At 33.3% G+C, this 11,076-nt stretch carries 14 protein-coding genes; 7 read left to right on the top strand and 7 right to left on the bottom strand.

The features are described from left to right. Both ABS911_RS12710 and ABS911_RS12705 read left to right on the top strand, forming a co-directional pair. Window positions 1–891: DUF871 domain-containing protein (locus tag ABS911_RS12710; protein ID WP_350467858.1), on the top strand; the 891-nt coding region annotated here is incomplete at its 5' end. Between the two features lie 57 nt (window positions 892–948). Next, on the top strand, window positions 949–2,223 hold the full coding sequence (locus ABS911_RS12705; RefSeq protein WP_034537654.1) for a PTS sugar transporter subunit IIC: 1,275 nt from the start codon (window positions 949–951) through the stop codon (window positions 2,221–2,223). 197 nt (window positions 2,224–2,420) lie between these two features. Here the strand turns inward: ABS911_RS12705 and ABS911_RS12700 are convergent, their stop codons facing one another. From ABS911_RS12700 to ABS911_RS12690, 3 genes are all read right to left on the bottom strand, one after another. Beyond that, entirely contained in the window at window positions 2,421–3,053 is a 633-nt protein-coding gene (locus ABS911_RS12700) for a DUF975 family protein (protein ID WP_251165763.1), read from the bottom strand. A gap of 193 nt (window positions 3,054–3,246) precedes the next feature. Then, entirely contained in the window at window positions 3,247–4,005 is a 759-nt protein-coding gene (locus ABS911_RS12695; RefSeq protein ID WP_350467859.1) for a MerR family transcriptional regulator, read from the bottom strand. 85 nt (window positions 4,006–4,090) lie between these two features. Next, the gene (locus ABS911_RS12690; RefSeq protein ID WP_350467860.1) at window positions 4,091–4,456 is read right to left on the bottom strand and encodes a phage holin family protein; all 366 of its coding nucleotides are present in this window, start codon (window positions 4,454–4,456) and stop codon (window positions 4,091–4,093) included. Between the two features lie 218 nt (window positions 4,457–4,674). Here ABS911_RS12690 and ABS911_RS12685 point away from each other — a divergent pair, with 218 nt between their 5' ends. Beyond that, window positions 4,675–5,034: a helix-turn-helix domain-containing protein gene (locus ABS911_RS12685; RefSeq protein WP_034537651.1), complete on the top strand. Its 360-nt coding sequence runs from the start codon at window positions 4,675–4,677 to the stop codon at window positions 5,032–5,034. Then, a complete protein-coding gene (locus ABS911_RS12680) occupies window positions 5,035–5,466 on the top strand; it encodes an ImmA/IrrE family metallo-endopeptidase (RefSeq protein WP_350467861.1) in 432 nt (143 codons plus the stop codon). 144 nt (window positions 5,467–5,610) lie between these two features. Here the strand turns inward: ABS911_RS12680 and ABS911_RS12675 are convergent, their stop codons facing one another. Together ABS911_RS12675 and ABS911_RS12670 are read right to left on the bottom strand one after the other, a co-directional pair. Then, window positions 5,611–6,042: an ImmA/IrrE family metallo-endopeptidase gene (locus tag ABS911_RS12675; RefSeq protein WP_350467861.1), complete on the bottom strand. Its 432-nt coding sequence runs from the start codon at window positions 6,040–6,042 to the stop codon at window positions 5,611–5,613. Beyond that, window positions 6,043–6,402: a helix-turn-helix domain-containing protein gene (locus ABS911_RS12670; RefSeq protein WP_034537651.1), complete on the bottom strand. Its 360-nt coding sequence runs from the start codon at window positions 6,400–6,402 to the stop codon at window positions 6,043–6,045. A 218-nt stretch (window positions 6,403–6,620) separates the two neighbouring features. Here ABS911_RS12670 and ABS911_RS12665 point away from each other — a divergent pair, with 218 nt between their 5' ends. The 3 genes from ABS911_RS12665 to ABS911_RS12655 all read left to right on the top strand — a co-directional run bounded on the left by ABS911_RS12665 (window position 6,621) and on the right by ABS911_RS12655 (window position 8,656). Further along, window positions 6,621–6,986, top strand: coding sequence for a phage holin family protein (locus ABS911_RS12665; protein ID WP_350467860.1), 366 nt, complete (start codon window positions 6,621–6,623; stop codon window positions 6,984–6,986). A gap of 85 nt (window positions 6,987–7,071) precedes the next feature. Continuing rightward, a complete protein-coding gene (locus ABS911_RS12660; protein WP_350467859.1) occupies window positions 7,072–7,830 on the top strand; it encodes a MerR family transcriptional regulator in 759 nt (252 codons plus the stop codon). A gap of 193 nt (window positions 7,831–8,023) precedes the next feature. Then, the gene (locus ABS911_RS12655) at window positions 8,024–8,656 is read left to right on the top strand and encodes a DUF975 family protein (protein WP_251165763.1); all 633 of its coding nucleotides are present in this window, start codon (window positions 8,024–8,026) and stop codon (window positions 8,654–8,656) included. 197 nt (window positions 8,657–8,853) lie between these two features. Here ABS911_RS12655 and ABS911_RS12650 read toward each other — a convergent pair whose 3' ends face one another. Further along, entirely contained in the window at window positions 8,854–10,128 is a 1,275-nt protein-coding gene (locus ABS911_RS12650) for a PTS sugar transporter subunit IIC (protein WP_034537654.1), read from the bottom strand. A 57-nt stretch (window positions 10,129–10,185) separates the two neighbouring features. Next, a partial coding sequence (locus tag ABS911_RS12645; protein ID WP_350467858.1) for a DUF871 domain-containing protein occupies window positions 10,186–11,076 on the bottom strand: 891 nt, incomplete at its 5' end.

The following is an 11,076-nucleotide window of genomic DNA, read 5'->3' on the forward strand; positions in this document are numbered from 1 at the left end:
AGTCCTTCTGTCTTTAACGATCTTGGCATCAGTTACGACGATTTGACATTTTTTAAAGAAATTGGAGCAGATGGAATTCGACTAGACTTAGGATTTACAGGGAATGAAGAATCGATTATGACATTTAATCCACAAGGGTTAAAAATCGAATTGAATATTAGTAATGGTACGCGTTATTTGGAAAATATTTTGAGCTATCAGGCTAATGCGGAGAACTTATTAGGTTGTCATAACTTTTATCCGCATCGTTACACCGGTCTAGGTTATGAACATTTTATAGAAACCTCTAAGCAATACAAAAACAAAGGCATTCGAACAGCGGCTTTTGTTAGTTCACAAAAAGCCACTATCGGTCCTTGGCCAGTCAGTGAAGGATTGTGCACATTAGAAATGCATCGAGAGTGGCCGATAGCCGTCCAAGCCAAACACCTTTGGGCAACGGATGTGATCGATGATGTGATCATTGGTAATGCTTTTGCTTCTGAAGAGGAATTAAAAGCATTAAGTACAATTAATCCATACCAATTGACCTTAAATGTTGAATTGGTTGAAGATATTCCAGAAACAGAACAAAAAATTGTGTTGGAAGAATTTCATTTCAACCGTGGAGATGTGTCGGATTATGTCATTCGTTCAACACAAAGCCGTGTTAACTATAGTGGTGTCGATTTTCCGGTATTTAATACACCAAGTATTATTGAAAGGGGGGATATTATTATTGAAAGTTCGCTTTATGAACGCTATGCCGGAGAGTTGCAATTAGCACGGTTGCCAATGCAAAATTCTGGTAAATCAAATGTCGTTGGGCGAGTAGTAGAAAGTGAAATGGTATTATTGGACTTGATTAAGCCATGGCAAAAATTTAAATTCCAAACTATACCAAAAAGTTAGTTAAAGGACTTATTATTTTAAAGTAACCATTAAAAGATGCATAAGGAGGAATTATCAATGAACGGTTTTATCGATTTTATGGAAAAACACTTTATTCCACGCGCTTCAAAAATTGGAGCACAACGTCACTTAGTGGCTATCCGGGATTCTTTTATTGTCACAATGCCGCTAATGATTTTAGGATCATTAGTACTTTTGGTCAATAATTTACCTATCCCAGTATATCAAAATTTTATGAATAATATTTTTGGAGAAGAGTTATGGAAATCTTTTGGAGGAAATGTCTGGAATGGAACGTTTGGTATTTTATCTGTTCTAATTGCATTCCTTGTGGCACACAACTTAGCTAAGGATTATGATAAAGATGGAGTAGCTGCTGGAGTTGTTTCTGTAGCGTCTTTCTTTGCGCTAGGCGGATTAACAGGGATGTCTTCAAATGGACTATTTATTGCCTTGATCGTTGGGTTGGTTTCTGCTGAAATTTTCTCGCGTTTATCTGGAAATGATAAATTAGTTGTCAAGATGCCTGAAGGTGTTCCTCCAGCAGTAGCAAAATCATTTGCAGCTATGCTTCCAGCCATGATCACGATCAGTATATTTGGTTTAATCTGTACGATCTTTATTGGATTTGGCATAACAGATATCGTAACTTCATTTTACGATTTAGTCCAACAACCATTTATGGGATTAGCGAATACATTACCTTCAGCACTTCTGTTAGCTTTTATTACACCATTCTTATGGTTCTTTGGTCTACATGGAGCCAATATGGTTGAACCGTTGATGCAAACGATTAATGCACCAGCTATTGAAGCAAATATGGCAGCTGTGACAAATGGAGATGTTGCACCTTATATTGTTAATAAACCATTCTTTGATTCTTTTGTTAACTTAGGTGGAACAGGAGCAACATTAGGTCTGATTATTGCTATCTTGATTTTAGCTCGTCGCAATAAAGCTTATAAAGTCATAACAGGCTTAAGCACAGCTCCAGGAATTTTTAACATCAATGAACCTATGATGTTTGGATTGCCAATTGTATTGAATCCAATTTTGTTCATTCCATTTATTTTAACACCAGTTGTTTTGGTTCTTGTAGCTTATACAGCGACGAAGTTTGGTTTGGTCCCTGCAGCAGTAACCATGCCGCCATGGGTAACTCCTCCGATCATTGGTGGAATTTTAGCCACACAAAGCATTGCAGGTGGAGTGTTAGCTGCAATCAACTTAGTTATTTCTGTTGTTATCTATGCGCCTTTTGTTAAAATAGCAGACCTACAAGCTGCGAAAAAAGCTGAGGAAGATCAAGCTAAAGAAAATTCAGCTATTTAAATAATAATAAAGTTGAAATATAATTAAAAATAAACGTATTTACAAATTTAAATAAGAAAGAGCTAAACCTTCAATTTGGAAGTTTAGCTCTTTCTTTATTTATTTTTATTTTTTATGTAGAAAGAAATAGTAAAAGTGCTTTCGTTTTAGTTAGTTGGCTAAGCTCTAAGAATATTTTAACATCAGATAAATTATTCCTATGCTACAAAATGCTTAACACTAACTGAAGCATTTATACGTTCTTCATAAAAACGAGCATAAGTGACCCATTTGTAGGGTGTTACCCATATATAAGGTATACCAAATGTAAATAGTGCTAAGATATCCCAAAGTAAAAACGATAGATCCATAATAAACCAATCCATCTTGAAGCCTTCCATTAATTCTTCGCTTTTAGAAAGGGCTTCTTTATAGCTGAGATCAGCATTATCTACTAATAAGTAAGAGACGAGAGAATAAGAATAAGCTTTATAGATACCTGGTATAATTAAGAGAAGCGACCAAAAAAAGATTGAAATTTCTCTAAGCCACATAGTTAACACATAGCGATTACCATCAGTTTTGAAGGCTTCTAATAGGTCTTTTTGAAAAGAAATCGGTTGATGTCGATTAATTTTTAAAATTAATTTATTAATAAAAGGTGAAATAGATGAAGCAAGTATACTGACAATCAGTGAAAGAATAAAACTAGGTAAAATACGTAGACCGTCATCTTCTGATATTACTCCATAAATGTCGAGTAAAATAGGAATGATAGTGATCAATAGTATAGTGGTAAAGTGATGCTTAATGGTGTCTCTTGCAAGTTTTTTTATATACTTTCTGTCCAAATAGATTTCCCCTTTAGTGTCTATTTTTTTAGAGCTACTTATTGTTTCTGTTAGTGTAGCAAAATCAATAGAAAAATAAAAGAACCTATTTTATTTTTTAAAAATCAAAATAAAAATGAAACAATTATCGATTGGTATGGGTGGAAAAATCAAAAAAGAATTCCTGAAAAGATAAGAATTCTTTTTTGATTATTTAGTTCAAAAAGTTAAAGATAGCATCTCGCAAAAATTTTGCAGCTCCATTTCCTGCTGATTCGTCGTAATAGCTGGTGAATCTTGGGTCATCCACGTACATTTGTGCCAATCCTCGATGTGCTTCTTTTGAGTAGCTTGGCCAAGTGAAAGACAACCATTCTTTGTGGAGTTGGGTTACTTGTAAAGCTTCTTTGCTAGCAGGGTCGTTTGTTTGCTTGGCTATTTTTAAATCTTCTAGTATTTTAGCGGACAAGTCTTGCATTTTATTGTAATCTTCTTGGCTTAAACCAGCAAATTTTTGATTGGTTTTTTTAATGGTTTCAGCGCCATACTTTTCTCGAATTTCTGTACCATATTGAGTTTCATTTTTTTTCAGCAACTCTTCTTTAAATCCTTCAAATTTTTCTTTGTCAGACATTTGGATATTTCCTCTCTTATTTGCTAATGTTTTGTCAATTGTTTTTAGTAATTGGTCAACTTGTGCTTTTTTAGCTAATAAACGTTGACGGTGGTCCATTAAAGCTTTCTCACTATCAAAATGAACATCATTTAGTATTTGCTTGATATTATCTAAAGGCATTTCCAAATTACGGTAAAATAAAATTTGTTGCAGTTTTTCAATTTCTTGCTCACCGTATATACGATAGCCATTAGAATTTTTTCGTTTAGGTGCCAACAAACCAATTTCATCGTAATAGCGAAGTGTTCGATTGCTCACGCCAGCTATGCGACTTAAAGCATTTATTGTATATTCCACTACTAATCCTCCTTTCTAATCAGCTTGATTTATATTGATTGTAAACCTTCACGCAACGTAAAGGTCAAGGGTTTTAAAAAATTGACTATTTAAATTTATTTATGTTCTTTTTTATAAATTCAGGAACTGGTATTCCTATAGCATTTAAATTTTCAAGGATAGAAAATCCATAATGAGCAATATAAAAAGAAATCAGGAGTTGAGCGTAAGAATCAAATTCAAATATAGAAAAATAAATATAAAATATTAATACAAGCAGTATCACGAGCCCATCTTTTAGCAATCGTTTAACACTAAAGACTTGAGTAAATTTTACAGACTTATTAAACAAGCAAAAGTTGATAAAATCAGTGGAAAAATCAACTAAAATAGTAAGAATAAACAAATAGATATAGGAATCAAAATAAGGATTAATAATCGTATAGAAAAAAATTAAAAATGAAAGATCCATAACTTCACTCCTTTATTTAATTACACTAAATGAGTATTTTTAAAAAGGGATATGCATTTAAATAGTCTTTAATTTAGATTTATACTCGTATCGTGTAAATTAATGATACAGTTCGTTTGTGAATTAGTCAATAATATATACTCGAACGATGTAATATTGTTTTAATTTTGTCTCAAATCGTGTAATATAAAGATAGAAAATAGTAATAGAGGTGTACTATGGATATCTATAAATTGAGGGAATTACGAAAAGAAAAAAAACTAACACAAGAAGATATGGCTGGCGTCCTGGAAATTGCTCGCACAACGTATGCTAATTATGAGCAAGGAACCAGAGAACCGGATAACAAGACTCTTAATAAATTAGCTGATTATTTTCAAGTGTCAACCGATTATTTGTTAGGTCGTGATGTTCCAAATTGGGCGACGCCTGAAGATTTGATTGACTTAGAAGAAATGCTGAATAATAACGTTCACATGGCTTATGGCGGAGAAGATTTAACAGAAGAAGACAAACAACGCGTACAAGATGTTTTGGCCGCTGTTTTTTGGGATAGAATGAAAAAAAGAAGGGATTAAATGTTTGAAAAGTGGTATGACTTGATCCAACAATTGTATAAAGAATTTAAAACGTATGATCCATTTGTTTTAGCGGAAAATAAAGGGATAGATGTTCTTTACGTGCCTTTCGGCGAGACTCCAAAAGGGGAAACGGTACGCTTTAAAGATGAAACAATTATTTTACTGAATGAACAATTAATAGAAGAAAATGAACGCTTTTTTGTATTGGCCCATGAGTTGTATCATGCGATTGAACATGAACACCTTAGTGCCTACTATACGACCCAAAGAAATGGAAAAGGCACACTTGAAAGAGAAGCCAATATTTTTTCGGGACAACTAATGATAAAAATGTATGAAGAAACTTATGGTTTCCCCCCTGAGACTTTCAAGGATTTACAGCATCACTATGGTGTCTCAGAGGAACTAGAAGACTATTTAACTAGATAAAGTAATTATCATTAAACTAAATAAACTTACGCACAACAGAGTATGGACTTTATAAAAACTCACACGGCTTTTAAAAGCCGTGTGAGTTTTTATAAAGTCCATACTCTGTTGTGCGTAAGTTTATTTAGTTTAATGATAATTACTTTATCTAGTTAAATAGTCTTCTAGTTCCTCTGAGACACCATAGTGATGCTGTAAATCCTTGAAAGTCTCAGGGGGGAAACCATAAGTTTCTTCATACATTTTTATCATTAGTTGTCCCGAAAAAATATTGGCTTCTCTTTCAAGTGTGCCTTTTCCATTTCTTTGGGTCGTATAGTAGGCACTAAGGTGTTCATGTTCAATCGCATGATACAACTCATGGGCCAATACAAAAAAGCGTTCATTTTCTTCTATTAATTGTTCATTCAGTAAAATAATTGTTTCATCTTTAAAGCGTACCGTTTCCCCTTTTGGAGTCTCGCCGAAAGGCACGTAAAGAACATCTATCCCTTTATTTTCCGCTAAAACAAATGGATCATACGTTTTAAATTCTTTATACAATTGTTGGATCAAGTCATACCACTTTTCAAACATTTAATCCCTTCTTTTTTTCATTCTATCCCAAAAAACAGCGGCCAAAACATCTTGTACGCGTTGTTTGTCTTCTTCTGTTAAATCTTCTCCGCCATAAGCCATGTGAACGTTATTATTCAGCATTTCTTCTAAGTCAATCAAATCTTCAGGCGTCGCCCAATTTGGAACATCACGACCTAACAAATAATCGGTTGACACTTGAAAATAATCAGCTAATTTATTAAGAGTCTTGTTATCCGGTTCTCTGGTTCCTTGCTCATAATTAGCATACGTTGTGCGAGCAATTTCCAGGACGCCAGCCATATCTTCTTGTGTTAGTTTTTTTTCTTTTCGTAATTCCCTCAATTTATAGATATCCATAGTACACCTCTATTACTATTTTCTATCTTTATATTACACGATTTGAGACAAAATTAAAACAATATTACATCGTTCGAGTATATATTATTGACTAATTCACAAACGAACTGTATCATTAATTTACACGATACGAGTATAAATCTAAATTAAAGACTATTTAAATGCATATCCCTTTTTAAAAATACTCATTTAGTGTAATTAAATAAAGGAGTGAAGTTATGGATCTTTCATTTTTAATTTTTTTCTATACGATTATTAATCCTTATTTTGATTCCTATATCTATTTGTTTATTCTTACTATTTTAGTTGATTTTTCCACTGATTTTATCAACTTTTGCTTGTTTAATAAGTCTGTAAAATTTACTCAAGTCTTTAGTGTTAAACGATTGCTAAAAGATGGGCTCGTGATACTGCTTGTATTAATATTTTATATTTATTTTTCTATATTTGAATTTGATTCTTACGCTCAACTCCTGATTTCTTTTTATATTGCTCATTATGGATTTTCTATCCTTGAAAATTTAAATGCTATAGGAATACCAGTTCCTGAATTTATAAAAAAGAACATAAATAAATTTAAATAGTCAATTTTTTAAAACCCTTGACCTTTACGTTGCGTGAAGGTTTACAATCAATATAAATCAAGCTGATTAGAAAGGAGGATTAGTAGTGGAATATACAATAAATGCTTTAAGTCGCATAGCTGGCGTGAGCAATCGAACACTTCGCTATTACGATGAAATTGGTTTGTTGGCACCTAAACGAAAAAATTCTAATGGCTATCGTATATACGGTGAGCAAGAAATTGAAAAACTGCAACAAATTTTATTTTACCGTAATTTGGAAATGCCTTTAGATAATATCAAGCAAATACTAAATGATGTTCATTTTGATAGTGAGAAAGCTTTAATGGACCACCGTCAACGTTTATTAGCTAAAAAAGCACAAGTTGACCAATTACTAAAAACAATTGACAAAACATTAGCAAATAAGAGAGGAAATATCCAAATGTCTGACAAAGAAAAATTTGAAGGATTTAAAGAAGAGTTGCTGAAAAAAAATGAAACTCAATATGGTACAGAAATTCGAGAAAAGTATGGCGCTGAAACCATTAAAAAAACCAATCAAAAATTTGCTGGTTTAAGCCAAGAAGATTACAATAAAATGCAAGACTTGTCCGCTAAAATACTAGAAGATTTAAAAATAGCCAAGCAAACAAACGACCCTGCTAGCAAAGAAGCTTTACAAGTAACCCAACTCCACAAAGAATGGTTGTCTTTCACTTGGCCAAGCTACTCAAAAGAAGCACATCGAGGATTGGCACAAATGTACGTGGATGACCCAAGATTCACCAGCTATTACGACGAATCAGCAGGAAATGGAGCTGCAAAATTTTTGCGAGATGCTATCTTTAACTTTTTGAACTAAATAATCAAAAAAGAATTCTTATCTTTTCAGGAATTCTTTTTTGATTTTTCCACCCATACCAATCGATAATTGTTTCATTTTTATTTTGATTTTTAAAAAATAAAATAGGTTCTTTTATTTTTCTATTGATTTTGCTACACTAACAGAAACAATAAGTAGCTCTAAAAAAATAGACACTAAAGGGGAAATCTATTTGGACAGAAAGTATATAAAAAAACTTGCAAGAGACACCATTAAGCATCACTTTACCACTATACTATTGATCACTATCATTCCTATTTTACTCGACATTTATGGAGTAATATCAGAAGATGACGGTCTACGTATTTTACCTAGTTTTATTCTTTCACTGATTGTCAGTATACTTGCTTCATCTATTTCACCTTTTATTAATAAATTAATTTTAAAAATTAATCGACATCAACCGATTTCTTTTCAAAAAGACCTATTAGAAGCCTTCAAAACTGATGGTAATCGCTATGTGTTAACTATGTGGCTTAGAGAAATTTCAATCTTTTTTTGGTCGCTTCTCTTAATTATACCAGGTATCTATAAAGCTTATTCTTATTCTCTCGTCTCTTACTTATTAGTAGATAATGCTGATCTCAGCTATAAAGAAGCCCTTTCTAAAAGCGAAGAATTAATGGAAGGCTTCAAGATGGATTGGTTTATTATGGATCTATCGTTTTTACTTTGGGATATCTTAGCACTATTTACATTTGGTATACCTTATATATGGGTAACACCCTACAAATGGGTCACTTATGCTCGTTTTTATGAAGAACGTATAAATGCTTCAGTTAGTGTTAAGCATTTTGTAGCATAGGAATAATTTATCTGATGTTAAAATATTCTTAGAGCTTAGCCAACTAACTAAAACGAAAGCACTTTTACTATTTCTTTCTACATAAAAAATAAAAATAAATAAAGAAAGAGCTAAACTTCCAAATTGAAGGTTTAGCTCTTTCTTATTTAAATTTGTAAATACGTTTATTTTTAATTATATTTCAACTTTATTATTATTTAAATAGCTGAATTTTCTTTAGCTTGATCTTCCTCAGCTTTTTTCGCAGCTTGTAGGTCTGCTATTTTAACAAAAGGCGCATAGATAACAACAGAAATAACTAAGTTGATTGCAGCTAACACTCCACCTGCAATGCTTTGTGTGGCTAAAATTCCACCAATGATCGGAGGAGTTACCCATGGCGGCATGGTTACTGCTGCAGGGACCAAACCAAACTTCGTCGCTGTATAAGCTACAAGAACCAAAACAACTGGTGTTAAAATAAATGGAATGAACAAAATTGGATTCAATACAATTGGCAATCCAAACATCATAGGTTCATTGATGTTAAAAATTCCTGGAGCTGTGCTTAAGCCTGTTATGACTTTATAAGCTTTATTGCGACGAGCTAAAATCAAGATAGCAATAATCAGACCTAATGTTGCTCCTGTTCCACCTAAGTTAACAAAAGAATCAAAGAATGGTTTATTAACAATATAAGGTGCAACATCTCCATTTGTCACAGCTGCCATATTTGCTTCAATAGCTGGTGCATTAATCGTTTGCATCAACGGTTCAACCATATTGGCTCCATGTAGACCAAAGAACCATAAGAATGGTGTAATAAAAGCTAACAGAAGTGCTGAAGGTAATGTATTCGCTAATCCCATAAATGGTTGTTGGACTAAATCGTAAAATGAAGTTACGATATCTGTTATGCCAAATCCAATAAAGATCGTACAGATTAAACCAAATATACTGATCGTGATCATGGCTGGAAGCATAGCTGCAAATGATTTTGCTACTGCTGGAGGAACACCTTCAGGCATCTTGACAACTAATTTATCATTTCCAGATAAACGCGAGAAAATTTCAGCAGAAACCAACCCAACGATCAAGGCAATAAATAGTCCATTTGAAGACATCCCTGTTAATCCGCCTAGCGCAAAGAAAGACGCTACAGAAACAACTCCAGCAGCTACTCCATCTTTATCATAATCCTTAGCTAAGTTGTGTGCCACAAGGAATGCAATTAGAACAGATAAAATACCAAACGTTCCATTCCAGACATTTCCTCCAAAAGATTTCCATAACTCTTCTCCAAAAATATTATTCATAAAATTTTGATATACTGGGATAGGTAAATTATTGACCAAAAGTACTAATGATCCTAAAATCATTAGCGGCATTGTGACAATAAAAGAATCCCGGATAGCCACTAAGTGACGTTGTGCTCCAATTTTTGAAGCGCGTGGAATAAAGTGTTTTTCCATAAAATCGATAAAACCGTTCATTGATAATTCCTCCTTATGCATCTTTTAATGGTTACTTTAAAATAATAAGTCCTTTAACTAACTTTTTGGTATAGTTTGGAATTTAAATTTTTGCCATGGCTTAATCAAGTCCAATAATACCATTTCACTTTCTACTACTCGCCCAACGACATTTGATTTACCAGAATTTTGCATTGGCAACCGTGCTAATTGCAACTCTCCGGCATAGCGTTCATAAAGCGAACTTTCAATAATAATATCCCCCCTTTCAATAATACTTGGTGTATTAAATACCGGAAAATCGACACCACTATAGTTAACACGGCTTTGTGTTGAACGAATGACATAATCCGACACATCTCCACGGTTGAAATGAAATTCTTCCAACACAATTTTTTGTTCTGTTTCTGGAATATCTTCAACCAATTCAACATTTAAGGTCAATTGGTATGGATTAATTGTACTTAATGCTTTTAATTCCTCTTCAGAAGCAAAAGCATTACCAATGATCACATCATCGATCACATCCGTTGCCCAAAGGTGTTTGGCTTGGACGGCTATCGGCCACTCTCGATGCATTTCTAATGTGCACAATCCTTCACTGACTGGCCAAGGACCGATAGTGGCTTTTTGTGAACTAACAAAAGCCGCTGTTCGAATGCCTTTGTTTTTGTATTGCTTAGAGGTTTCTATAAAATGTTCATAACCTAGACCGGTGTAACGATGCGGATAAAAGTTATGACAACCTAATAAGTTCTCCGCATTAGCCTGATAGCTCAAAATATTTTCCAAATAACGCGTACCATTACTAATATTCAATTCGATTTTTAACCCTTGTGGATTAAATGTCATAATCGATTCTTCATTCCCTGTAAATCCTAAGTCTAGTCGAATTCCATCTGCTCCAATTTCTTTAAAAAATGTCAAATCGTCGTAACTGATGCCAAGATCGTTAAAGACAGAAGGACT

This window comes from Carnobacterium sp. (assembly GCF_040274425.1).

Bases quoted from the DNA above. Each gene is read 5' to 3' on its own strand.
- ABS911_RS12705 (WP_034537654.1), top strand. From the start codon at position 949: ATGAACGGTTTTATCGATTTTATGGAAAAACACTTTATTCCACGCGCT.
- ABS911_RS12690 (WP_350467860.1), bottom strand. From the start codon at position 4,456: ATGGATCTTTCATTTTTAATTTTTTTCTATACGATTATTAATCCTTAT.
- ABS911_RS12685 (WP_034537651.1), top strand. From the start codon at position 4,675: ATGGATATCTATAAATTGAGGGAATTACGAAAAGAAAAAAAACTAACA.
- ABS911_RS12680 (WP_350467861.1), top strand. From the start codon at position 5,035: ATGTTTGAAAAGTGGTATGACTTGATCCAACAATTGTATAAAGAATTT.
- ABS911_RS12675 (WP_350467861.1), bottom strand. From the start codon at position 6,042: ATGTTTGAAAAGTGGTATGACTTGATCCAACAATTGTATAAAGAATTT.
- ABS911_RS12670 (WP_034537651.1), bottom strand. From the start codon at position 6,402: ATGGATATCTATAAATTGAGGGAATTACGAAAAGAAAAAAAACTAACA.
- ABS911_RS12665 (WP_350467860.1), top strand. From the start codon at position 6,621: ATGGATCTTTCATTTTTAATTTTTTTCTATACGATTATTAATCCTTAT.
- ABS911_RS12650 (WP_034537654.1), bottom strand. From the start codon at position 10,128: ATGAACGGTTTTATCGATTTTATGGAAAAACACTTTATTCCACGCGCT.